This window comes from Ruegeria sp. BC5, from assembly GCF_056539205.1.
Window position 1 is genome coordinate 167,182 of sequence record NZ_JBQFUN010000002.1, and the last position, 22,887, is coordinate 190,068.

Genomic DNA, 22,887 nt, shown 5'->3' on the forward strand with positions numbered 1-22,887 from the left:
CATGAAATCGATTAAAGGCGTCGCCGTTGCCGCCATGCTGATTGCCATCGCCGCTGGTCTGTTGCTGTATTGGCGCCATGAGGAAAGGTACCCCACGACCAAAGACGCCTATGTCGGTGCTAATATCATCAACGTGGCGGCGCAGGTAACCGGGAAGGTTGCTGAGGTGCCGATCAATGACAATCAGCCAATCAAGGCAGGGGACCTACTGTTCACCATCGACGATACGCAATTCAAGGCAACCGTCGATCAGGCGCAGGCCGATCTGGACAGAGCCATACAGCAGGTTCAAACGTTTTCGACCCAGATCGCAGCGGCCAAGGCAGCGGTCGATTCAGCTCAGTCCGCCTTCAACACGGCCAACAACAATTTTGAACGCAACAAGGCGCTTTTTGCGGATGGAGATGTGGCGCAGGTCACATTGGACCAGGCAACGACAGAATTCGCGCAGGCCTCGGCCAGACTGACCGCCAGCCAGTCCGGCCTGTTGGCCCTGCAAAGCGGTGTGGCCGCAAAGCAAGATGACGTTCTGTCTGCCCGCGCACAGCTTGAGATCGCACAGGCGGATCTGGGATGGACCAAGGTTTATGCAGCGGCGGATGGTTGGATTGCTAACCTGACCTTACGGCCAGGTTCAGCGGTGGCCGCCAATGCGCCGCAGTTTTCGATTGTAGAGTCGTCACAGTGGTGGGTGGATGCGAATTTCAAGGAAACCGCTCTGCCGCGCATTCGCCCGGGCCAACCGGTTACGGTTCAGATCGACATGCTGCCGGGTGTGACGCTGACGGGCAAGGTCGCCTCGATCGGGCGCGGCTCGGGGGATACTTTCTCGCTTTTGCCGTCCGAGAATGCCAGCGGCAATTGGGTCAAGGTCACCCGCCGCTTTGCGGTGCGCGTTGAACTTGATCCGACCGATGTGCCCCTACGTGTGGGTGGCAGCAGCAAAGTGACTGTGGATACGACCGTCGACCAGGCAGAAAAATGACGGGATCGGCGGCCAGCCGCGTCAATCCGGTGATTGTGATCGCCGTTGTTCTCAGCGCTATACTCGAGGTGTTGGACAGCACCATTGTCAATGTTGCGCTGCCACATATTCAGGCCGCTTTCGGGGCCACAACCGATCAGGCAACGTGGATATTGACCAGCTATATCGTCTCGGCTGTCGTGGTCATGCCGCTGACGGGGTTTGTTTCCCGCCGGGTCGGACGGCGACGGCTGATCCTGACCGCCATCACGGGCTTTACCGCTATGTCCGTCATGTGCGGCCTCTCGTGGAGCCTTGAGACAATCGTCTTCTTCCGACTGGCGCAGGGCATGTTCGGTGCGTTCCTAATCCCGTTGTCGCAGTCCATCCTGTTTGATGCCTATCCCCGCGAAAAACGCGGGCAGGCGATGGCTGTTTTTGGTCTGGGCGTCGTGGTTGCCCCCGTCTTGGGGCCGACAGTCGGGGCCATCCTGACCGAGTATTTCTCGTGGCGAATGGTGTTTTTCGTAAACCTGCCGGTGGCGGCCATGGCCCTGCTGTTGCTGGCCGGAGAGCTGCCGGATGATGAAACCGAAGAGGTCAAGATCGACTGGATCGGTTTGGCCTTGCTGGCCATCGGCATTGGGTGCCTGCAATACATACTGGATCAGGGGGAAACCAAGGATTGGTTGACCTCTCGTGTGATACAGGTGGCGCTGATCGCGTCGGTTCTGGGCGCGTTGGGGTTTGTTGTTCATGCGCTCAGCTCGAAGCGCCCCGTCGTTGATCTACGCCTTTTCGCGGACCGGAATTTTGCCCTGTGCAATCTGGTCATCGCAGGGTTTGCGATCTCGCTGTTCGGAGGCATCGCGATCCTGCCAACTTTTGTGCAGAACCTGCTGGACTATCCGGTCATCGCCTCAGGCCATTTGTTCATTCCGCGGGGTATTACGGCGGGTCTGTCCATGGTGGTTACTGGCGCTGTACTGGTGCATCGTTTTGATCCGCGTATTCTGGCCGGGCTGGGCATGGCGTTGACGGCGGTAAGCAACTTCATGATGGGCGCGCTGAATATGAATGCGGGGTTTTGGGAGCTGGCCTGGCCAGGTGCCGTCAGCGGTCTGGGTATGGGGTTGGTCTTTGTGCCCATGTCGATTCTGGCGTTCGAGAGTATTTCAAAAACCCGGCAGGACGAAGCGTCTGGATTGTTCAACGTGACCCGTCAGTTGGGGTCGTCGGTTGGAATTTCGCTTGTTGGGACATGGGTGGTGCGCGGGTTGCAGACGAATACCGCTGTGCTTGGCCAGAATGTGACCCCTTACAACCCGGCTGCGCAGGCTTATCTGCAACCGCTTGGCCTGACGCCCGACAGTGCGCAAGGCGCTGCCATACTGGGGCAAGCGATCAGCCAGCAGGCTGAACTGATTTCATATCTGACCGTTTTCAATAACCTGGGTTTGCTGGCCCTGGCGACGATTCCTTTGCTGTTTTTCTGCCGCGCTCCTAAGCCAGGCACACAGTCTGCTGTTCCCGCGCACTAGTGTGTCAGGAACAATCCCAGCAACAAGGCAAGCCAACACAAGATCAGGCTAAGTAGAATATTCCCCGCCGCCAGCGCAATCGTGCGTTGCCGCCGCAACTCCAGCGACTGATAAGCAAAGCTTGAGAAAGTGGTGAACCCGCCGCAGAACCCGAAGACCAGCCGTTTTTCTTCTTCGCCCAAATCGACTGGCCCACCCAGGAAACCGATCCACAGACCAAGAAGCAGGCTGCCCAGAACATTTACAATCAGTGTTGCAAACGGCAGGTCGTGGCGAACCCGCAGGGCGACCCAATGGCGCAGCACTGCGCCCAGACCGCCGCCCAGCCCGAACATGGCGTGCAGGTACAGCTCAGTCATTTTGCTGGCCTCTGCCCTAGGAGACGCCGTCCGATAGCCTCACCCAGAACGGCTGCCGCGAGGCCAACCGCTATTTCCAGACCAGCAGCCGAAATAGCGCCCCAAAGATGCGTTGCCGCCATACGCTCCAGCTCAGCCACAAATGAGGAAAACGTAGACAGACCACCGCAAAACCCGACGGCGCCTAGATGCAATACATGCGCATGCACGCGATACCGCACTGCATAAAGCCAACCGAGTATGAAACAGGCCACAATATTGATCCCAAACGTGGCCGTCAGAATCGGAGCGCCGGGGATCTGGGCCGAGAGCGCCTCGCGCAGCAACGACCCCGCAGCGCCCCCTACGAAAACGGCAGCAAACGTGATGGCCGTGGTCCGGACGGCGGGTCGGGTCTGTGTCACGGCCTGGATTCCTGCCCAATTTCACCTTTGTTTTGGCATACCTATTGGGGCAAGGGGGATCAACAGTGGCTCTGTATTCTGCCTGTTTTGTAATCTAACCTGATCGCGTGACGTTTGGTTCAAACGCTTGCAATCAAAAGCCGAATTGATCCACGCTTGCCATTAGCCGGTTTGGCAACACCTTGGGAGAGCGCAAAATGATTGTACGTCAACTCTATTACTTCCTCAGCTACGTGTGTTTGCCGCTGACTGTGTTGTGGGGGCTGTACTGGCCACCGGCGCATTGGTTACTGGTCCTGCTGATCCCCTACGCAGTGGTTGGCCTGTATGACATGCTGACCACAAAGCATAACGTTTTGAACAATTATCCGGTTCTGGGGCATTTCCGGTACATGCTGGAATTTGTCAGCCCGGAAATCCGCCAATACTTTGTTGAGACCAACGAAAGCGGGCGCCCCTATAACCGTATCATCCGCAGCCTGGTCTATTCCCGCGCCAAGGGGCAGATGGATACACAGGCTTTTGGCACACAATTCGACATCATGACCGTAGGGTATCACCGGGCCAACCATTCACTTGCACCCAAAGAGGTGGCCGAAAGTGAGGAACGGGTCATGCTGGGCGGACCCCAGTGTACCAAACCCTATAATGCCTCGCGTCTGAACGTATCCGCCATGAGTTTCGGCGCACTCAGCGCCAATGCGATCCGGGCGTTAAATGGCGGTGCCAAGGATGGGGGGTTTGCGCATAACACGGGTGAGGGTGGGTTGTCTCCGCACCATCTGGCCGAGGGCGGTGATATCATCTGGCAGATCGGTACGGGCTATTTTGGATGCCGTACGCTCGAAGGTACGTTCGATAAGGATAAATTCGCTGAAAAAGCCCAAAAAGATGTGGTCAAAGCGATTGAAATCAAACTGTCGCAGGGCGCGAAACCATCCCATGGCGGGGTTCTGCCTGCGGCCAAGGTGGATAAGGAAATCGCCGAAATCCGCCACGTACCCGAGCATCAGGACGTCATATCTCCTCCCATCCATTCGGCCTTTGAAGGCCCGACGGGTTTGATGCATTTCGTTCAGCACCTGCGTGAATTGTCAGGCGGAAAACCCGTCGGTTTCAAGCTGTGCATTGGACGTCCTTCCGAGTTTATGGCGATCTGCAAGGCGATGTTGGAAACTGGAATTTTGCCCGACTTTATTACCATTGACGGTGCCGAGGGGGGCACCGGGGCGGCTCCGGTTGAATTCACCAACCGCCTCGGCGTGCCCCTGAACGAGGCGTTGATCTTTGTTAACAACTGCCTGCGTGGCGCTGGTTTGCGCGACAAGATGCGGATCATCTGCTCGGGCAAGGTGGCCACGGGCTATGACATGGTCGAGAAATTTGCGCTTGGGGCTGATATGTGCAACGCGGCGCGGGCGATGATGTTTGCGGTCGGCTGCATACAGGCGTTGCATTGCAATACGAACCGCTGCCCTTCGGGTGTCGCCACACAAGACCCGGTCCGGGGACGGGCAGTGAACGTGCCGCAAAAACGCGTTCGGGTGCAGCGCTTTCATGACGCCACGCTGGAAAGCTTTCGAGAGCTTTTGGGAGCTATGGGTAAAGAAAAAGTCTCTGACCTGCATCCAAGCGATATCCGCTGTCGCAACGCGGATGAACACGAGCGGTCCTATGCCGAAATGTACACTTTTATTGATGAAGGCGCCTTGCTGACCGATACGCCCCCCGAAGCCTTTGCTGCGGATTGGAAAATGGCATCGGCAAGTCATTTTTAATTTTTTTCGACCCGCCGCCAAGGATTGACCTTTCTGGTCCGTCTTACTCATCGTGATGCGTATGACAACTTCGGATGAGGATCTGGCCAAAGCTGCCGCGAAGGGGGACGCGGATGCGTTCGCTGCCCTTCTTGCGCGCCATTACGACCGGATTTTTCGTCTGGCTTTTCGGTTGAGTGGGCGCGGTGATCAGGCCGAAGATTTGACACAGGATATCTGCGCCGCCTTACCAACCAAGATTGTTGGGTTTCGGGCGCAGGCCAAATTCACCACTTGGCTGTATCGTGTTGTCGTCAACGCCGCCGAAGATGCGCGCCGTCGGCAAGCCAGTCACAGCCGTGCTGCGGTCGGGTGGGGCGATGTTGAGCAGATGCGCCGGGCCGAAGCGGCGGAGACCGCCGAAGCGGTCGATTGGTTGCAACGGGCCATGCGCGCCTTACCGCAAGAATTGCAGGACACTTTGGCCCTGACGCTTGAGGAAGAGATGACCCATTCCCAGGCTGCTGATGTGCTGGGCGTATCTGAAGGCACAGTGTCTTGGCGCATGTCGGATATCCGCAAACGCCTGCGGGCCTTGCGGCAAGAGGAGCTGGCTCAATGACAGACGATCTTGAAGATTTCAAAACCTTGATGAATGCCGCCACCCCCGCGCCGGATGCGCAGCGTCGGGTGGAAAATCTGCAGCAGGCGCAGAAAAGTTTCGCCCGCGCCCAAGGATTGCAGTCTGGCGCGCGTCCGACTGTCAAGCGAGGCCCAATAGCCCGCCTGACAGAAGGAGCGAAGTCCATGTTGAATGTCTTGACGCATCGCGGCGCATTGACCGCGACAACCGCAATTGCTGCTGTGGCCTTGGTGGCGATTCTACCGCAGACGCGGGATTATGTTCTGGAGCCGAATTCGAGAATCGAGAGTCGATCCACGACGTCGCAGGCTCCCCATTCGGTTACTGAGCTCGAAGCGGATTCTTTAGAGGAAACAGCTGCAGCTCCGCTGGAAAAGCCGGTTGTAGATGTCCCTGTGGTGGTCTCACGGACAGCGAAACGGCAGGAAGGGTTTACTGCCGAAAGCGATGGTTCAGTTTTGTTTGAGATTGCACCTAATACCGCTGAGCCATTTCTTGGAGGTAGAGTACTAGGTGCCATCGGTGATAATCAAAACACCGAGACCTTCTCCAACACTGCCACCAACCCTCTAAAGGTGACAGCCGAAGATCCCGTTTCGACTTTCTCGATTGATGTCGACACGGCCTCGTATTCGATTGTCCGGTCGTCGCTGATGCGTGGTCAGTTGCCGCCGAAAGATGCGGTGCGGGTTGAAGAGATGGTGAATTATTTCCCCTACAGCTATCTCGCGCCCGAAAGTGATGTGCCGTTCCGGCCTTCGATTTCGGTGACCCCAACACCCTGGAACGAAGGCACGCAGCTGGTCCATATCGGCATTCAGGGTGCGCTTCCGCAAATCGAAGATCGCCCACCGCTGAACCTAGTGTTTCTGATCGACACGTCGGGTTCGATGCAAAATACCGACAAACTGCCGCTGCTGAAACAATCTTTCCGCCTGATGCTATCGGAATTGCGGCCCGAAGATCAGGTGTCAATCGTCACTTACGCGGGCGGCGCCGGGCAAGTGCTGGAGCCGACGGCGGCGTCGGAACGGTCCAAAATCCTAAACGCGCTGGACCAATTGGAGGCCGGGGGTTCGACCGCCGGGCAGGCCGGGTTGCAGCAGGCCTATCAGGTGGCGGAAAGCATGGTTGAGGATGGCGAGGTCACCCGCGTTATCCTGGCCACGGATGGTGATTTCAATGTTGGCCTGTCGGACCCGGACGCTTTGAAAGATTTCATAGCCCAAAAACGCGACAGCGGCACGTTTCTAAGCGTTCTGGGCTTTGGTCGGGGAAATCTGGACGATGCGACCATGCAGGCGCTGGCGCAGAATGGGAACGGGCAGGCGGCCTATATCGATACATTAAGCGAGGCACGCAAGGTTCTGGTCGATCAGCTGACCGGCGTGCTGTTTCCGATTGCCAATGACGTCAAAATACAGGTCGAATTCAACCCGGCGCAGATCGCCGAATACCGTCTGATCGGGTATGAAACCCGTGCTTTGCAGCGCGAAGATTTCGCGAACGATAAGGTGGACGCGGGCGATATCGGGGCCGGTCATACGGTGACTGCGATTTACGAAGTGACACCTGTGGGGTCGGACGCCATCCGAAATGGTCCCTTGCGCTATGCGGAACAAGCGGTGTCCGAGGGATCGGACGAAATAGGGTTTTTCAAACTGCGTTACAAATCCCCTGGTGTTGCAGAAAGCCAATTGATCCAGCATCCAATCCTGCCGGGGCAGGGGGCCGTAACTGAAGATGTGGAATTCTCATACGCCATTGCGGGCTTTGGGCAGTTGCTGCGCGGCGGGGAATATTTAGGCTCGTGGTCCTATGCGGATGCGATTGCGCTTGCAAATGAGGCAAAGGGTGAGGACCCGTTCGGGTATCGTGCCGAAGCCATCACATTGATGCGTTTGGCCCAGACATTGTCTCAATGAAACCGGTATGCGGGCGCTGAAACCTAAGAGCGCCCGTTTACCTACCCTAAAATCGATCAGAATTATTCGCGGCGTGGGTGTTGATCTTGCGCACACTCCATTCCACCGCATCCCGCATGGTCTTGCCCAACGCATCATCGAACGCTCGGACCAGATCAGGAGTTTTATCGCTGGCGGCGACCACATATTCCCGGAAGGAATCTGACGCGATGATCTTGTCTTCGAACTCGTCGATGATCTTGATGTTCATTCGAACTTCGACCCGTACAGTTGACGATCCGTCGTCCTCAGCGATCACAAGGCCCTGAAATTCCCGCAAGTCCGGAACGATGACGTAGTCCGCGCGCAATCCAACGGTCGAACGACCAACGGCAGCCACCTTGCCGCTGTTTTCATAGCTTTCCACCAGCAGCGCCTGAACGATCAGCGGCGCGCGGTCCACCCAACGCGCCCGTGGCAGATACTGGACCTGCAACGGGGTGGGTTGAATAGCAATCTGATCGGTGTTGACGGCTGCGGTGGCCGTTGGTTCCTGCACCACGACCTGTTTTTGAATGCGCGGCAACGAAGACGAAAACGTGCTTTTTGGTGTCAACAAGTACAAATCATTAGGCTTTGATGCCTGCCTGAGCGTTCCCAGCCCCGCGCATCCCCCCAGAGACACCAGGGCGAGAACCACAAGTAAATGCCTAATCATTGGCGAAACTCCGATGCTTGGGTTCCAAGAAGGAAACGCGCGGGATCACGTTCGACCTTATCCACCAGACGATCCAGGCTGATGACCAGTCGTTGCGATTCTTCGATGAAGCGGGTGAACTGCGGCAGACCGACCCGCAGGAAATCGGACAGCTGACGGCGGTTGTCCTGGACGATACCGTCGATGGTGCCCAGCAGTTCCGAGGCTGATTTCGATGCGCTCAGGATATCGGCGGATATGTCGTCTAGACGTTGGGTGACGTTCTTCACAGTCGCGGATACCTCATTTGCGGCTGTACGGATGTCGTTCATTACAGTGCCGACGTCTTCGGTTATGACTTTGTTGGCCGAGTCAAAGGCACGTTCTGCCGAGGTCAGCGTGCCTTTTGCCGTGTCCATCGCACCCGTGATTGACCCCAGCGTTTTATTTGCATTCAAGAATGTCTCGGTGATAGTCGCCAGCGAGACTTCGGCCTCGCTCGTCAGACCGTTCAGGTTCTCGGCTAGGTTTGTGGCGCGTTCGATGAAGGGACGGATATCTTCCTGAATTATGCGATCCGCTGTTTCGATTGTGACCTTGGCGCTGTCGAGAGTTGCGGTTGCCGAGTCCGATGCGGTTTTCACGCTTTTCAGCGTATCCGTGCCGGTTGTCAGGGTCGTTTCGGCGGTGTCGGCCAACTGATCCAGTCGATCTGTGAAATCGCCAAGCTTTTTGGCGGCGCCCCCAAGGTCCGTCGACAGGTTTTCGAAATCCGAAAGCGTCTTTTCCAACTTGCCTGAAGCGGAAGCCAAATTGTCGAGAATGTCGCTGACGTATTTGCGGTTCTTGTCATCGACTACGGCATTGAGGTTTTCCAGCAGGGTAACGGCCTCGTCCAGCACCTTCGGGGCGCCCTCAAACAACGATTGAATGGCGCTGCGCTTGCTTTTAATCACACTGTCTTGTGGCAGTTTTGTGCCGCTGGCGGACCCGCCGGTCAGTTCCACGTAACTAACGCCCGTGACACCCAGTGATTGCAACTGCGCAATTGTGTCTTCGGTTACGGGGATGTCTGCGTCGACCTCAAGCCTGACCCGTACCTTGGACGGGTCGTCCTCGTCCAGATTCAGCGAAATAACCTGACCGACCGGCAGACCATTGTAGCTGACGCCGCCTGCCGCAGACAGGCCAGATACGTTGTCGAACAGTACATCATAATAGGCGTATTGCCGCGACACCTCGAATTTCGCCAACCATAGGAAAAAGCCGAATGCGCCAAGGATACCCGCAAGGGTGAAGGCGCCGATCAGGATATAATTCGCTCGGGTTTCCATGGCCTCTACCTGTCCTGCCCCTTCTTTTGCGCCGCGCGCGCCCGGGGGCCGGTGAAGTATTCCTGCACCCAAGGATGGTCGACTTTGGTCATTTCTTCAATCCGTCCTTCAACCAGAACGCGTTTTTCGGCCAGCACTGCGACACGATCGCAAATGGCATAGAGGCTATCGAGATCATGCGTAACCATAAACACGGTCAGCCCCAGCGCGTGTTGCAACTCGCCGATCAACTCGTCATAAGCCGCCGCCCCGATCGGGTCCAACCCCGCAGTGGGTTCGTCCAGAAACACGATCTCGGGGTCCAGTGCCAGTGCGCGGGCCAAGGCTGCGCGTTTGCGCATACCCCCGGACAGTTCTGACGGAAACTTGCCGCAGCTCAGTTGTGGCAGACCTACAAGGCTGATCTTCAGGCTGCCAAGGGCACACATCAGCTTTTCACTTAGCCCGGTGTGTTCGCGCAGCGGGGCCATGACGTTCTGCAAAACTGTCAGAGACGAAAACAGCGCGCCATCCTGAAAGGCCACGCCCCAATGCCGTTCGATGCGGCGACGTTCCTGTTCGGGCCCGTTCAGGACGTCGACACCCAATACTTCGATGCTGCCTGCGGCGGGTCTGTTCAACCCAACAATCGTGCGCAACAGCACCGACTTGCCGGTGCCCGATCCGCCAACGATGCCCAATACTTCACCGCGCCAGACGTCCAGGTTAAGGTTCTGATGCACCACCTGCGTTCCAAACTGGTTGGTCAGATTGCGCACGCGGATCACTGCCTCGCGCTGAGCGCCGGTTTCCGAGGTCTTTTCAAGCACGCTCCCGTCCATGTCAGACCTCCAACACCGAGAAGAAGATCGAAAACAGCGCGTCCAGTGCAATTACCATAAAGATCGACTGCACAACGGAGGCTGTTGTTCTTTGGCCGACGCTCTGGGCCGATCCCTTCACCTGCATTGCCTGCCAACAGGCGATAACGCCGATGACCACGGCAAAAAACGGGGCTTTGATCATGCCGATGGCAAAATGCCAGATGCCGGTGCTTTCCTTCAGCCGCGTCACGAACATGCCGGGGCTGATGCCAAGATCAATCCAGCTCATCAAACCCCCACCGATCAGGGCGGCCATATCCGCAATGAAACCCAGGATCGGCAACATTATCAACAAAGCGACTACGCGCGGGATCACCAGCACTTCGATCGGGTCGAGGCCCAGCGTTCGCATGGCGTCGATCTCTTCCTGCACTTTCATCGATCCGATTGACGCGGTGAAAGCCGACCCGGACCGGCCCGCAACTATGATGGCCGTCAGCAGGATGCCCAGCTCGCGCAGCACCGAGATCGAGATCAGTTCGACCACGAAAATCTCGGCCCCGAATTGTTTCAGCTGAGTGGCCCCCTGAAAGGCCAGTACAACGCCGATCAAAAACCCCATCAGGGCAACAATCGGGATGGCCCTAAAACCCGTTTCCTCCATCTGAGATACCAGCGCTGCCTGTCGCAACCGCCATGGCATAATAATGGTGCGGGCCAACCGATGCAGGGTCAGGCCCAGAAAGCCCAGCATCGAAAGGGTGTCTTTCCAGGCACCGGCTGTGCCTTGACCAACGCTGGCGACCCAATCAACAAAACTGCGGTGTTCCGCTTCGATACCGGGATCGTCAGGTAAGTTCTTGGCTACAGTGTCCAACAGGGCGGACTGAGCCGGGCTTAACCCTTCGAACCGAACCTCGGCGCCTACGGCCCGGTTTCGCCGGGCCAAATCGGCAACCAGCCATGCGCCACCGGTATCCAGCGCCTCGACCTGAGACAGATCAAACGTGACGTTGCCACCCTGGGGTTGAGTTGAGGCAAAAGCCTGTTCTACTGACGCCAGAGATTTGGTGAGCATTTCACCCGAAATACGCAGGCAGACGCCGTCGGCGTCATGTTCCGAATGTATCATGGGCTGCGTCATGGTCGTATGTGATGTGAAACCACTTTGTGCTGCAACGGATTTTTACGCTGTGACCAGATTTGCCGTCATACCATAGCAGGGGTGTGACAATTTGGGTCCGCCTGACGCTAGCCATGTGCGCCATCCCCTTAAATGACTGTTTTTTGTACGTGATACGAAAAAAAGCGTGCTCAAATATCAGCGCGATGAACGGCTTGCCGCGACCACGGAACCAAGTCACAGTCTGCAGCGGAAACGCCTCGTTGGAATCAAGGTAAGTGTCATGAAGCACGCGGGAAATGTCCTGTTCATCATTATTGATCAGTTGCGGGCAGATTGCCTGAACGGTGCCCTTGCGGATCACGTCGATCTGCCGAACATGCGGGCGTTTATGGATGAGGCCGTGACATTTGACCGCCACTTTTCGGTCACCAATCCTTGCGGGCCTTCGCGGGCCTCGATCCTGACTGGGCAGTATGCGATGAATCACCGCTCGGTCCGCAATGGCACACCGCTGCGGCATGATACGCCGAATATCGCGACCGAGATGCGTAAGGCCGGTTACCTGCCCATGCTGTTCGGCTATACCGATACCTCGGCCGATCCGCGTGTGCATGACGCAGGTGACCCGGTTCTGAAATCCTATGAGAACCCGATGGCCGGGTTTGATGAAATCGTCGAGATGCGGTTGGAGGAATCCTACCCGTGGCGATCCCATCTGATGCAGAAAGGGTACCGCTTTGACGATTACTGGGACGTTCACAAACCGGTGTCGCCGACCGGAGATGCACCGCGCCTGAATGATCCGGCCCTGTACCAGGCCGAAGACAGCGACACGGCCTTTTTGACCGACACATTCCTGAACAGTCTTGCCGCGCTCAAGGGCCAGAACTGGTTTGCCCATTTGACCTATATCCGACCACACCCACCGCTGGTGGCCCCGGCACCGTATAATGACATGTACGATCCGGCGTCATTGCCGCTGCCTGCGGGTTGCTCTGAAGCAGCTGAGGAACGGGCGATGCATCCCTTCTTTGGCCCGACGATGGACAAGCAGACGGCGGCGGATTTCGTATTGGGTTTCGATCACGTTGACCCCACGGTTGAGAATATCCAGACGCTGCGCTCGGTCTATCTGGGGCTGGCAACCGAAGTGGATCATCATGTAGGTCGCGTTATCCAGTACCTGAAGGACAGCGGGCAATACGACGATACGCTGCTGGTGATCACCGCCGATCACGGCGAGATGCTGGGTGATCGGCACAGCTGGGGCAAGATGACAGTCTATGACGCGGCCTATCATACGCCGCTGATGATACGGGTGCCGGGTAATGAATCTCAGGCGGGCAAGGTAGTGTCTGCGCCAACCGAGTCGGTCGATATAACCCCGACGATCCTTGAATGGGTTGGTCAGACGGTTCCGAATGCGATGGATGGCCGGTCCTTGTTGCCGCTTTTGCGTGGCGAAGTACCTGAGGATTGGCGCGGCTATTCTTTTAGCGAGCTTGATTTCTCGGAGCCCGAAAACCCTACGTTGTGGCAACAGCAATTGGGCACGGGCAACAGCGACTCGTGTTTGGGCATTCTGCGCGACGACCGATTCACTTTGGTCGAATTTGCTGCTGATTTGCCGCCGTTGCTTTTCGATCACGACGGCAAGGGCGAGCTGGAGGATGTTGCAAGCAACCCCGATCATGCGGTGGACCTGGCGCGTTTGGGGCGGCAAATGTTGCGGCATCGGATGCGTAACATGGACCATACGCTGTCGCTGCATTCCATCACGCCGGATGGGGCAAAGTCCAAACCGCGGTACTGATCCAATCTGTCCTATACACCTGTGACGAAACCGATGCTACGCATGGTTCGCGGAGAGGGCGAAATTGGACATAACTGAACAACAGATAAAGTCGATGACCAGTGCGGGTCTGAACCTGATCGGTCAGGCCCTGTCGATCTACGACAGCAAATTGCGGCTTGTGGTCAGCAACCACCGTTTTCAGGATATGTTCGACCTGCCGGATGAACTTGTGCAGCCCGGAGCGCTGTTCGCCGACACGATCCGCTATCTGGTTGCGCACGGTGAATATGGTGAAGTTACTGATGTCGAGGATGCCGTCGCTCAGCGGGTTCAACAGGCGCTGGCGTTCGAGCCTCATTACATGGAACGTGTGCGCGCCAACGGCTGCGTGATTTCGGTCGAAGGTGCGCCTTTGCCCACAGGCGGTTGGGTATCCGTCTACACCGATATCACCAACACCAAACAGGCCGAGGCCCTGCTGCGTGCCCGGTCCGAGGAACTGTCGGATCAATTGCTGGACCGCGCCGAGGAGCTTTTGGCAGCCAACCGGAAACTAGCGGCGACCAACTCCGCGCTGGAAGAGGCCAAACGTCAGCTGACCGAGATCGAAGCCCGCACACGCATGACGACCGAGATGATGCCGGCCCATATTGCCCATCTGAATCCGGACGGGCGGTATGATTACTCCAACCGACGGCTCAGCTCGGTCATGCCGAGCCGACCTTCTGAAATTCTGGATATGCACATATCTGACGCGTTGGGTGCTGCGGCCTTTACCCGTGTAGAACCTTACCTGCTCAAAGCCTATGGCGGTGAAACGTCGGTGTTCGAGTTCACAGAGGATCAGGATTCCCGCCGCATCCGCGTGTCGTTTTCACCAGATGGTGAGGGGGGCGTCTATGTGATGTCTGTCGATATTACCGAGGAAACGCAGGCGCGTGTGGCCCTGCAACAGACACGTCGCCGGGCCATGGCGGCGCAGATGACCAGTGGGTTGGCGCATGATTTCTCGAACCTGTTGACCATCATTTTGGGTATGCAGTCCCGGTTGGAAAAGATGGATTTGTCCGAAGCCGCGCGAGAGCTTGTGGCCGCGACCCAGCAAACCGCGCTGAGGGGCGGGCAATTGCTGAACCGGATCGCGGATATGACCGGCAACCGAACATTTCAACCAAAAGCAACCGACATGCGGGGCTTGTTGGAAGATTTACGCATCCTCGCCTCGCCATCCCTGCCGCGAGGCGTCGGCCTGTCGGTAGTCAACACTCTGCCGGATGAGGCGCTGATGCTGGACCCGGGCATGGTGCAGGACGCGTTGTTGAACCTTGTTCTGAACGCGCGCGATGCCTGTGCTGGATTTGGTCAGGTGACGATCAGCGCGCATAAGATCGGAGAGATCTGGATTGAGATTGCGGTCACCGATACCGGACCGGGTTTTTCCGAGGAAGGTTTAGAGAAAGCCCTGAACCCTTTCTTTACGACCAAGGGCAGCAAAGGATCGGGGCTGGGTCTGCCGATGGTCTATGATACTGTAAAACTGGCAGGCGGGGACCTGAACCTGCGCAACACGCCTTCGGGCGCAGCGGTGGCCATGCGTTTGCCCTATCGTCCAGCCCCGCCGGTGCAGGATGGGCTGGTCCTGCTTGTCGAAGACAATGATGATCTGCGCGGGCAGTTCCGCGATATGCTGGTCGATCTTGGATGTTCGGTGATCGAGGCAACCTCGGTCGATGAAGCCCTGGCTTTGACGGCGGATATTGACGATATCGCGCTGGTACTGTCAGACATCCGACTGGAAGGGCAGGGGACGGGTCTTGACCTGTTGGCGCAGTTGAAGCCAGGCTTGGCGTGTATTTTGATGACCTCGTTGCCCTATTCTGACCCGCTTCACCGGCAGGCGCTGACACTGGCGCCGGTCCTGAGCAAACCGTTTACGCGGGCACAGCTGTCCGCCCTGATCCGAACCGAGGGCACCTGATGACTCAACCGCTGGTCACCATTGTCGATGATGAACCCGAAATCCGACGTGTTCTGACCGACGCGCTGGAAGAGGCCGGATTCCGCACCCAAAGTTTTGCCCGGGCGCGGGAATTCGAGGCTGCGCTGAAACGTGTGACGCCGGATGTGTGCCTGGTTGATCTGTCCCTACCCGATACGGACGGGTTGGCGTTGGTGCATCGGCTGGCACTGGAACAGGGGGCAGCGGTGATCATCATCTCAGGTCGGGCGCAGGTGCAAGATCGTGTGACCGGGCTAGAGCTTGGGGCGGATGATTACATTACCAAGCCGTTCGACCCGGCCGAGGTTGTGGCCCGCATTCGGGCCAGATTGCGGTCCCCTCGCCAGCAGACCTCGCAGTCGGATGTGGCGATGTTCAATGGTTGGACTGCGTATTTTGACCGCTATGTCCTGATTGATGCCAGTGGCGCAGAGACACCGTTCAGCCATGCGGAGGGGGAAGTTCTGCGATTGTTTTTGGACAGCCCGAAACGCCTGATCAGCCGATCTCAGATGCAAGAGGCACTGGGCGGTGCGGCTGGCGACAGCTTTGACCGGGCAATGGATGTGCGCATCTCTCGGTTGCGCACCAAGCTGGGCGAAGATCCGAAAAACCCGCGCCTGATAAAGACGATCTATGGCGCAGGTTACATTTTTCTGGGGGACGTCGAATGGCGGTAAAGCGCCTATCAATAGCTGAAAGGCGGTCTTATACTGGAGCTCATGTTGTGAATATTTTAGCAAAACCACTTCGTTACACGAAAAATAGGACAAAATCCTAAACCTGATGTCAGCTGGAACACATAGCTTTTATTATCTGCGCACGGGCTATGGATTCTTGGCGCAGTCGCGCATAACTAACACCATCCTGTCCGGGGGTTGCCGGTGCAATGCGGGTTAAGACCATGACGCTGCCGGGTATCGGAACAGCTAAGGGTTTTGGAGAGTAGAATGATCAAAAAAACCTTGGCCAAATGGCAATCCGGTCACATCGGCCGTTTGCTGGGCGAAAGCCTGCGCAGCCAGGGCTGGTTGTATGGGATCGCGATGATGGCCATGGTTGTGGTTGCTGCAACCACTGCCGGTACCGCGTGGATGATGGAAAACATCGTCAACACCATGACCGAGCCTGAGATGCGCTCGCAGGTCTTTCTGGTTGCCGGGGCTGTAATTGCGCTGTTTTTCGGCAAGGCGGCTGCATCTTATGTACAGGCAGTGTTTTTGGCCCGGGCCGGAAACCGCATCATCGCTGTTCAACAAGAGCGTCTTTACGCCAAGCTGATCAAGCGCGGTGTGGGCTTTTTCTCCAGAAACGAATCCTCGGGCCTTTTGATGCGCGTGACGCAGGGGGCTCAGGCGGCCAGACGGCTGGTCAACGTCGTTGTCACCAGCTTTGTGCGAGACTTACTGACATTGATCGGTCTGGTTTTCGTAATGGTCTATCAGCAGCCTTTATTGTCAGTGCTGTTCTTTGTCGTGGGCCCGGTTGCCTTGGTGAGTGTTCGTTTCCTGCTCAAGCGCGTTCGCTCGATCATGCAGTCCGAGATGGCGGCGCTGTCCGAGATCATCAAGGTTCTTCAGGAAACCTCCGGTGGCATAACTATCATCAAGGTCTTTGCTCTCGAAGATCATATGGTCGGACGGATGAATGGGGCGATCAGATCGGTTGAAAAACGGGCGAACTCGATTTCGAAACTGCAATCGGTAGCCAGCCCGCTGATGGAATTTCTGGCGGGCCTTGCCATAGCCGGGGTTCTGGTGATTAGCACCATAGGTATCGCAGGAAGCAGCCCAACCACCGCAGGTCAGCTGATGTCGTTCATCACGGCGCTGTTGATGGCATACGAGCCGGCAAAACGTTTGTCGAAGATGCGCGTTGTCATTGAAACGGCGCTGGTTCCGATCGGTCTGATGTTTGATTTGCTGGACGAAGAAGAGCCCATGCGGGAAAGCCCCGATGCCAAACCGCTGGAATCTGGACCGGGTGAAATTCGGCTAAGGGATCTCAGTTTTGGATACAAGGGAAACCCCAATGTCATTTCGGATATGAACGTGACATTTGAGGCTGGAAAGACAACGGCTCTTGTTGGTCAGTCCGGTGGCGGAAAATCTACTATCTTTGGCCTGATCATGCGTTTTTATGATCCTGATAGCGGAACGGTTGAAATAGACGGGCAGGATCTACAGGGGGCAAGCTTTGCCTCATTGCGCCAAAAGATCTCGTATGTTGGTCAGGAAACGTTCCTGTTTTCCGCTTCGATTATGGAGAACCTCAGATTTGCGCGTCCCGAGGCAACCGACGAAGAGGTGACCGAAGCCGCGCGGGCCGCCCATGCACATGAATTTATCAGCAAGATGCAATTCGGCTATGACACGCAAGTGGGTGAGAATGGCGCGTTTTTGTCTGGCGGGCAAAAACAGAGGTTGGCCATTGCACGAGCAATTCTGCGAAAGTCTGAAATCTTGTTGCTGGACGAAGCCACCAGTGCCCTTGATGCAGAATCTGAAACCCTTGTGAAAACCGCGCTGGACAAGCTGACCGAGAATGTCACAACGATTGTCATCGCCCACAGGCTGTCTACCGTGTTGGAAGCGGACAAGATCATTGTCATTCAGGACGGTGAGGTTATTGAGGAAGGCAACTTGGAAACTCTGGTCGGGAACGATGGGGTGTTCCGGAAATTGTTTGATAAGCAGTTCAAACAACCGGTGTCCTGACAGCCGCCCCTTCTGTAGGATCTGGTCAGTAACGTGGACCTACAACCGGGCTTAACCCGTTTTGACCTATTCGCGCAGTGCCCTGTCTTTGACTTTGACCACAGGTTGCAGAAGGTATTCCAGCACCGTCTTTTTGCCCGACAGAATGTCAACCTCGGCAATCATGCCGGGGATGATTTCAACGGCCAGACCATTGGCATCCAGCATCGAGTTGCTGGTCTCAATTTCTACGACAAAAACTTCTTCGTCATTACGTTCGGACCGCGTGATCGTGTCTGCACCGATGCGCGTGATTTGACCGTTCAAAGCCCCATAACGGGCAAAGTCATAGGCTGTGATCTTGACCTTGACCGGCTGCCCTGAGTGAAGAAAGGCAATGTCCTCTGGCCGCACATAGGCTTCGACAAGCAAGGTGTCGTTCAAGGGCACAATTTCAATCAATTCCTCTCCACTGCGGGCCAATCCCCCGATTGTGCTGCGATGCACCCGGTTCACGATACCCCGAACCGGCGATCGCACCTGTGCTCTGTCGGCCCGGTTGCGCAGTGCTGGCAGAATGGGTTGTAACGCCGCAAGCTCTGTGGTCGCCAGCGCCAGATCAGTCAGCGCGGCGCTGCGAAACCGGCTGCGCGTTGCGCGGATGCGGTCGTCTATTTCGTCTAGACCAGTTTTCAGCCTGTTGGTCGCGGCCACGGCCCGCGTTCTGCGGCCTTCCCATTCGGCCTCACCACGGCGGAGCGATAAAAGCGTTGTGGCTGGCTCCATTTTCTTTTCCACCAGTGGCTGCATCATCGCGCGTTCTTCGGCCAGCAACTTAAGCGTCTGATCTGCTGTCACACGATCCACCAGCTCTTCCTCGTATTCCTGTTGGCGTTGCTGACGCTGCCTTTCAAGAATTGCGATTTCAGCACGCAATTCGGATTGGCGCCCCTGATACAGCGCGGTTTCCGAATGCACGACCTCGGGGGACCCTTTGATCAGGTTCGGCGAAAACCTCAGTTCGGTCCCGTCAATTTCTGCCTGCAAACGTTGGGTGCGCGCCATCAGCCCGAATGCACGCTGTTGTTCCTGGTTTAGCTGACTGTCGATCTGGGTGGTTTCGAACTCCATCAGCAGCGTTCCTTTTTCAACCACTTGCCCTTCCCGAATTTTCAGGGATTGCAATACGCCGGGTTCAGTGGCTTCGATCACCTGAATGTCAGCCGAAGGCACGATCCGACCGTCAACGCGCGTCACGTCGTCCAATACGGTGAGATGCGCCCACAGTCCAAGCACGATGAGACAGGACGTAATCACCAACAAAAGCAGAGATCCACGTAGAGGTGAGCGTCCACGTATTTCACGCGCGAGTGTGGCCAGATCAGGATGCCGCGACATTCAGGTGCCTCCGTGTTTTGCGGACGTGTTGGGCCAGCAAGCTTTTCGGGCCGTCTGCGCCCACGCGCCCGCCTTCGATCACAATGACCCGATCCACCAGCTCCAGAAGGCTGGTGCGATGCGTGACGATGACCATCGTTGTGTCCTGCGTTGCCTGTTTCAGGCGACGGATCACTTCGGCCTCGGTTTTTACATCCATCGCGCTGGTCGGTTCATCCAGCAACAGGACCGGAGGTCGTCCGACCAGTGCCCTGGCCAAAGCAATGGCTTGCCGCTGACCACCGGACAAACCTTCGCCCCGTTCCGCCAGTTTCAGGTCGTATCCATTGGGGGTATGGGCAATAAAATCTTCGACCCCAGCCACCTTCCCAGCATGGATCAAGTCCTGATCGCGTGGCCTGACGGTGCCGCTGTTTATGTTCTCGCGTACCGTGCCAGAAAACAGCCAGATATCCTGTAGGATCGACCCGACGTTTCGACGCAGATCACCAGGGTCGATCTGCCGGATATCTGCCCCGTCCAGCAGAACCGACCCCGAGCGCGGCTGGTAAAGTCCAAGCAACAGCCGGGCCACAGTACTTTTACCCGAGCCGATTGGCCCCAAAATCGCGACCTTCTCACCCGGTTCAATTGAAAATGACACGCCGGCCAAAGTGTCCTCGGTCTGATCGGGATAGGCGAAGTGAACATCCTTGAAGCAGATCCGGCCTTCGAAACCGTTTCGACTTACCCAATTGCGTCCTTGTGGCCTTTCGCTTTCGGCCTGCATCAAGGCATCCAAACTGCGGTAAGCGCTTCGGGCCTGGTTGACGCGGGTCAAGGTTTGGGCAAGCTGTCCCAACGGGGCCAAAGCGCGCCCCGTTAGCATGACCGAGGCAACCAACGCCCCCATGCTGGCCTGACCGTCGGTGATCAGAAACACGCCATAGAAGACGATCAATACCTGTGCAGCCTGTTGGGTGAAACCGGTCAGATTCAGGGCAAACTGCGTCACCGTTCGGCTTCGCGCGCCGTGTGACGATTGTCGTTCTATCGCATTTTCCCAACGGGTTCGCATTTGCCTGGCCGCTGCGGTGGTTTTGATGGTCTCAAGCCCTGAAACCGTTTCCACCAGAACGGATTGCTTGGATTGCCCGTCTGAAAAGCTTTTCTCTGCCAGGCGTGCCAACACTGGTTGAACGGCAATTCCCGCAAGCAACACAATTGGAACCGCGAGGGCCGGGATAAGCGCCAGCGGTCCACCCACCAGATGGATGACAAAGATGAACAGCGCGATAAACGGCAGATCAACCAGCGCAACCAGCGTGGCCGAAGTAAAGAACTCGCGTAGAGTTTCGAACTCACGAACTGTGCTGGCCATGGCGCCAGTCGAGCCTGTACGCGATTTCATTCGGATGTTCAGAACCTGATCAAACACACGACGCCCCATCAGCATGTCGGCCTTTTGCCCGGCGCGATCAATGAACCCGGCGCGCAACAGCTTTAGGATGAAATCGAAGCCTAGTGCGAGGCCGACGCCAGCGGTCAGCGCAATCAGGGATTCAGTCGCTTCGTTGGGTAGAACGCGGTCATAAACCACCATGATGAAGATCGACGTTGAAAGGCCAAGCAGATTGGCGAGCGCTGCCGCCAGAATAACCTGTGTGTAAGACCATCGGTTTGCGGCCATTGCCGACCAGAACCAGTGCCCGGAATATGAGGAATCGCTGTTTGATACTTCGTCGCGATAATTGCGGCGAAACAGAAGGGCATATCCGGTGTAAATGTGCCTCAACTTATCTTCTGACACTTCACCGATATCAGCCCCAAGCTCAGGGTCGAAAATCAAAAGATGCCCATCGGGCGAACGACCGTGGTAAACAACGGCTTTATTGTCTTGCAACAGCAAAAGCGCTGGTGCCAGTTGGGTGTCGAAATCCCGCAGCTTTCGTTTGCCGTATCCGGCCTGCAAACCAGCCCTTTGTGCCACTTCGATAGCGTCACGGAGGGTAAGTTCCCCGGTCGTTCCTGATTGCGCGGCATACAAAGTGGCGCTTGTCATCGGCCGATCCAATTGAGCCGCGACGTGCAACAGGCATTTTTCCAAAGGCGTAAGCTCGGGGTCTCGTGAAATTGGCAGCAGTTGTGTCATAGACCCTCACCCCACTTGGCCGATGAAATCCCCAGAAGGTCCAGAATGTCACCAGTGAGGCTGAGCGCGGCATAGTTGGTCAGGAAAAAATTCTGCTCAGCCAGGATCAATCTTTCCTGAGCGTTCACATAATCTCGTTGCGCGTCCAGGATTTCGATCAGACTGCGCCGTCCTATTGTGAATTGCTCGCGTGCTGCTGAGACACTGTCGGCGTTGGCCTGCACTGCGATGCGGGCGGCCTGCAGCCGCACTGCGCCAGCTTGCTGATCCGAGCGAACAAATTCCAACTCTCGCCGTATGTCCCGGATTACAGATTCTCGTGTGAATTCAGCCTCTTTGACCTGTGCCTCTGCCGCCGCAATTGCAGCGCGGCGCTGTCCTGTGCTGTCGATCTCGTAATTGAATGACAGGTCGACGCCGAAATTCGCGTCATTCCTATCATCCCGATCAGCAAAGGCTGCAACCTGAACGCCAGGCTGGCGCCGGGATTGAGCAGCAGCCTGCTCGGCCTTTGCGGATAGCAGCGCTGCATCCGCCCGCCGAACCTGTGGGCTGTCCATCACGATCTGAGCATCAGTTCTCGACAGTTTTGGGGCCGCAACCGGAGGGGGCAATACCCCGGGGGCAGAGCCGAAAAATTCGCGAAACTGAGCATCCGCACGATCTAGTCTGGCCTCAGCATCCGCCAATCTTGTCTGCGCGTCAGCCATGCGAGAGCGGGCCGCCAGAACATCCGCATTTGAACCTACACCCTGCGCGGTTCGCTCGGCTATTTGGCGAAGCATTTCTTCGTGAGCCGACACGTTCTGTTCCGATATGCCCAGGATTTTCCGCCTGTCAAGAACCACAACATAGGCCTCGATTGCCGAAAGCGCGATTGCCGCTGCGGTTTGCAACTGGTCGCCCCGGCTTTGAAGCACGCGGGCTTTTGCGGCAGCCAGGTCATTCGAGGCCGCGCCGCCGTCATAGACTAGCTGCGAAATTCGCAAATAGGGGGTAACGTCAGCAATATCCGATTCAATGCGCTCGGATCGTGCGTTTACGCCGATGGACACTTGCGGTAAGAACGCCCCTTTGGCGGCGTCCTCATTGGCAGCAGCGACTTCAAGTCGAGTTGCGCTCTGCGCCAAGTCGGGGTTGGATTCGACAGCGACCCGGACCTTTTGACCAAATGCACTTTGCGCAAGCCGCGGTGAAGGAGCGTTCGCGCCCGCGCCCACTGAGCCACGGGAAAGCGACATTTCAACCCCCGTCAGTTCGGGTGCGGGCGTGCAAGCCGAAGACAACGCGGCGAGACAGATTAAAGCTGCAAATTTTACTTTGCGATCATGTATTG

At 56.8% G+C, this 22,887-nt stretch carries 18 protein-coding genes; 9 read left to right on the forward strand and 9 right to left on the reverse strand.

The genetic code is table 11. The features are described 5' to 3' along the window. Nucleotide 1: 1 nt before the first annotated feature. Together ACR0LY_RS08910 and ACR0LY_RS08915 are read left to right on the forward strand one after the other, a co-directional pair. On the forward strand, nucleotides 2-985 hold the full coding sequence (locus tag ACR0LY_RS08910) for an HlyD family secretion protein (protein ID WP_170349990.1): 984 nt from the start codon (nucleotides 2-4) through the stop codon (nucleotides 983-985). Further along, on the forward strand, nucleotides 982-2,505 hold the full coding sequence (locus ACR0LY_RS08915) for a DHA2 family efflux MFS transporter permease subunit (protein WP_170349991.1): 1,524 nt from the start codon (nucleotides 982-984) through the stop codon (nucleotides 2,503-2,505). The genes ACR0LY_RS08910 and ACR0LY_RS08915 overlap by 4 nt, the downstream gene beginning before the upstream one ends. On the opposite strand, the gene ACR0LY_RS08920 is transcribed toward ACR0LY_RS08915, so the two are convergent. Together ACR0LY_RS08920 and ACR0LY_RS08925 are read right to left on the reverse strand one after the other, a co-directional pair. Continuing rightward, on the reverse strand, nucleotides 2,502-2,864 hold the full coding sequence (locus ACR0LY_RS08920) for a fluoride efflux transporter FluC (protein WP_170349992.1): 363 nt from the start codon (nucleotides 2,862-2,864) through the stop codon (nucleotides 2,502-2,504). The two genes, ACR0LY_RS08915 and ACR0LY_RS08920, sit on opposite strands and share 4 nt — an antisense overlap. Then, complete coding sequence (locus ACR0LY_RS08925; protein WP_368040139.1) at nucleotides 2,861-3,268, reverse strand: CrcB family protein; 408 nt, start codon at nucleotides 3,266-3,268, stop codon at nucleotides 2,861-2,863. The genes ACR0LY_RS08920 and ACR0LY_RS08925 overlap by 4 nt, the downstream gene beginning before the upstream one ends. A 197-nt stretch (nucleotides 3,269-3,465) precedes the next feature. Here ACR0LY_RS08925 and ACR0LY_RS08930 point away from each other — a divergent pair, with 197 nt between their 5' ends. The 3 genes from ACR0LY_RS08930 to ACR0LY_RS08940 all read left to right on the forward strand — a co-directional run bounded on the left by ACR0LY_RS08930 (nucleotide 3,466) and on the right by ACR0LY_RS08940 (nucleotide 7,593). Continuing rightward, nucleotides 3,466-5,046 (forward strand): FMN-binding glutamate synthase family protein, encoded by a 1,581-nt coding sequence (locus tag ACR0LY_RS08930; RefSeq protein WP_170349993.1) that lies wholly within the window; start codon nucleotides 3,466-3,468, stop codon nucleotides 5,044-5,046. Nucleotides 5,047-5,107: 61 nt separating this feature from the next. Continuing rightward, nucleotides 5,108-5,647, forward strand: a complete 540-nt coding sequence (locus ACR0LY_RS08935; RefSeq protein WP_170349994.1) for an RNA polymerase sigma factor — start codon at nucleotides 5,108-5,110, stop codon at nucleotides 5,645-5,647. After that, complete coding sequence (locus tag ACR0LY_RS08940; RefSeq protein ID WP_170349995.1) at nucleotides 5,644-7,593, forward strand: vWA domain-containing protein; 1,950 nt, start codon at nucleotides 5,644-5,646, stop codon at nucleotides 7,591-7,593. Before ACR0LY_RS08935 ends, ACR0LY_RS08940 begins: the two co-directional genes overlap by 4 nt. Before the next feature lie 46 nt (nucleotides 7,594-7,639). Here the strand turns inward: ACR0LY_RS08940 and ACR0LY_RS08945 are convergent, their stop codons facing one another. From ACR0LY_RS08945 to ACR0LY_RS08960, 4 genes are read right to left on the reverse strand one after another with little or no spacing between them, the layout of a single operon-like run. Further along, the gene (locus ACR0LY_RS08945) at nucleotides 7,640-8,290 is read right to left on the reverse strand and encodes an ABC-type transport auxiliary lipoprotein family protein (RefSeq protein WP_170349996.1); all 651 of its coding nucleotides are present in this window, start codon (nucleotides 8,288-8,290) and stop codon (nucleotides 7,640-7,642) included. After that, nucleotides 8,287-9,603 (reverse strand): MlaD family protein, encoded by a 1,317-nt coding sequence (locus ACR0LY_RS08950; RefSeq protein WP_170349997.1) that lies wholly within the window; start codon nucleotides 9,601-9,603, stop codon nucleotides 8,287-8,289. Before ACR0LY_RS08950 ends, ACR0LY_RS08945 begins: the two co-directional genes overlap by 4 nt. Nucleotides 9,604-9,608: 5 nt before the next feature. Beyond that, nucleotides 9,609-10,424, reverse strand: a complete 816-nt coding sequence (locus ACR0LY_RS08955; protein ID WP_170349998.1) for an ABC transporter ATP-binding protein — start codon at nucleotides 10,422-10,424, stop codon at nucleotides 9,609-9,611. Between the two features lies 1 nt (nucleotide 10,425). Then, nucleotides 10,426-11,550, reverse strand: a complete 1,125-nt coding sequence (locus tag ACR0LY_RS08960) for an ABC transporter permease (protein WP_170349999.1) — start codon at nucleotides 11,548-11,550, stop codon at nucleotides 10,426-10,428. Nucleotides 11,551-11,812: 262 nt separating this feature from the next. Here ACR0LY_RS08960 and ACR0LY_RS08965 point away from each other — a divergent pair, with 262 nt between their 5' ends. From ACR0LY_RS08965 to ACR0LY_RS08980, 4 genes are all read left to right on the forward strand, one after another. Then, nucleotides 11,813-13,345 carry a sulfatase-like hydrolase/transferase gene (locus ACR0LY_RS08965; RefSeq protein WP_170350000.1) on the forward strand — a complete coding sequence of 511 codons (1,533 nt, stop codon included), beginning with the start codon at nucleotides 11,813-11,815 and terminating at the stop codon, nucleotides 13,343-13,345. A 94-nt stretch (nucleotides 13,346-13,439) separates the two neighbouring features. Further along, nucleotides 13,440-15,305 (forward strand): hybrid sensor histidine kinase/response regulator, encoded by a 1,866-nt coding sequence (locus tag ACR0LY_RS08970; protein WP_480640796.1) that lies wholly within the window; start codon nucleotides 13,440-13,442, stop codon nucleotides 15,303-15,305. Next, nucleotides 15,305-16,006: a response regulator transcription factor gene (locus ACR0LY_RS08975; protein WP_170350002.1), complete on the forward strand. Its 702-nt coding sequence runs from the start codon at nucleotides 15,305-15,307 to the stop codon at nucleotides 16,004-16,006. Before ACR0LY_RS08970 ends, ACR0LY_RS08975 begins: the two co-directional genes overlap by 1 nt. Before the next feature lie 270 nt (nucleotides 16,007-16,276). Then, complete coding sequence (locus ACR0LY_RS08980) at nucleotides 16,277-18,043, forward strand: ABC transporter ATP-binding protein (protein ID WP_170350003.1); 1,767 nt, start codon at nucleotides 16,277-16,279, stop codon at nucleotides 18,041-18,043. Between the two features lie 66 nt (nucleotides 18,044-18,109). Here the strand turns inward: ACR0LY_RS08980 and ACR0LY_RS08985 are convergent, their stop codons facing one another. The 3 genes from ACR0LY_RS08985 to ACR0LY_RS08995 are packed head-to-tail and all read right to left on the reverse strand — an operon-like array spanning nucleotide 18,110 to nucleotide 22,792. Next, nucleotides 18,110-19,420: an HlyD family type I secretion periplasmic adaptor subunit gene (locus ACR0LY_RS08985; protein WP_170350004.1), complete on the reverse strand. Its 1,311-nt coding sequence runs from the start codon at nucleotides 19,418-19,420 to the stop codon at nucleotides 18,110-18,112. Continuing rightward, the gene (locus tag ACR0LY_RS08990) at nucleotides 19,404-21,551 is read right to left on the reverse strand and encodes a type I secretion system permease/ATPase (protein WP_170350005.1); all 2,148 of its coding nucleotides are present in this window, start codon (nucleotides 21,549-21,551) and stop codon (nucleotides 19,404-19,406) included. Before ACR0LY_RS08990 ends, ACR0LY_RS08985 begins: the two co-directional genes overlap by 17 nt. Further along, on the reverse strand, nucleotides 21,548-22,792 hold the full coding sequence (locus ACR0LY_RS08995; protein ID WP_170350006.1) for a TolC family protein: 1,245 nt from the start codon (nucleotides 22,790-22,792) through the stop codon (nucleotides 21,548-21,550). The genes ACR0LY_RS08990 and ACR0LY_RS08995 overlap by 4 nt, the downstream gene beginning before the upstream one ends. Nucleotides 22,793-22,887 lie beyond the last annotated feature (95 nt).

What these genes read in the sequence shown, in the direction of transcription:
- ACR0LY_RS08910 (WP_170349990.1), top strand. Translation starts at nt 2, where the DNA reads ATGAAATCGATTAAAGGCGTCGCCGTTGCCGCCATGCTGATTGCCATC.
- ACR0LY_RS08915 (WP_170349991.1), top strand. Translation starts at nt 982, where the DNA reads ATGACGGGATCGGCGGCCAGCCGCGTCAATCCGGTGATTGTGATCGCC.
- ACR0LY_RS08920 (WP_170349992.1), bottom strand. Translation starts at nt 2,864, where the DNA reads ATGACTGAGCTGTACCTGCACGCCATGTTCGGGCTGGGCGGCGGTCTG.
- ACR0LY_RS08930 (WP_170349993.1), top strand. Translation starts at nt 3,466, where the DNA reads ATGATTGTACGTCAACTCTATTACTTCCTCAGCTACGTGTGTTTGCCG.
- ACR0LY_RS08935 (WP_170349994.1), top strand. Translation starts at nt 5,108, where the DNA reads ATGACAACTTCGGATGAGGATCTGGCCAAAGCTGCCGCGAAGGGGGAC.
- ACR0LY_RS08940 (WP_170349995.1), top strand. Translation starts at nt 5,644, where the DNA reads ATGACAGACGATCTTGAAGATTTCAAAACCTTGATGAATGCCGCCACC.
- ACR0LY_RS08945 (WP_170349996.1), bottom strand. Translation starts at nt 8,290, where the DNA reads ATGATTAGGCATTTACTTGTGGTTCTCGCCCTGGTGTCTCTGGGGGGA.
- ACR0LY_RS08950 (WP_170349997.1), bottom strand. Translation starts at nt 9,603, where the DNA reads ATGGAAACCCGAGCGAATTATATCCTGATCGGCGCCTTCACCCTTGCG.
- ACR0LY_RS08955 (WP_170349998.1), bottom strand. Translation starts at nt 10,424, where the DNA reads ATGGACGGGAGCGTGCTTGAAAAGACCTCGGAAACCGGCGCTCAGCGC.
- ACR0LY_RS08960 (WP_170349999.1), bottom strand. Translation starts at nt 11,550, where the DNA reads ATGACGCAGCCCATGATACATTCGGAACATGACGCCGACGGCGTCTGC.
- ACR0LY_RS08965 (WP_170350000.1), top strand. Translation starts at nt 11,813, where the DNA reads ATGAAGCACGCGGGAAATGTCCTGTTCATCATTATTGATCAGTTGCGG.
- ACR0LY_RS08970 (WP_480640796.1), top strand. Translation starts at nt 13,440, where the DNA reads ATGACCAGTGCGGGTCTGAACCTGATCGGTCAGGCCCTGTCGATCTAC.
- ACR0LY_RS08975 (WP_170350002.1), top strand. Translation starts at nt 15,305, where the DNA reads ATGACTCAACCGCTGGTCACCATTGTCGATGATGAACCCGAAATCCGA.
- ACR0LY_RS08980 (WP_170350003.1), top strand. Translation starts at nt 16,277, where the DNA reads ATGATCAAAAAAACCTTGGCCAAATGGCAATCCGGTCACATCGGCCGT.
- ACR0LY_RS08985 (WP_170350004.1), bottom strand. Translation starts at nt 19,420, where the DNA reads ATGTCGCGGCATCCTGATCTGGCCACACTCGCGCGTGAAATACGTGGA.
- ACR0LY_RS08990 (WP_170350005.1), bottom strand. Translation starts at nt 21,551, where the DNA reads ATGACACAACTGCTGCCAATTTCACGAGACCCCGAGCTTACGCCTTTG.
- ACR0LY_RS08995 (WP_170350006.1), bottom strand. Translation starts at nt 22,792, where the DNA reads ATGTCGCTTTCCCGTGGCTCAGTGGGCGCGGGCGCGAACGCTCCTTCA.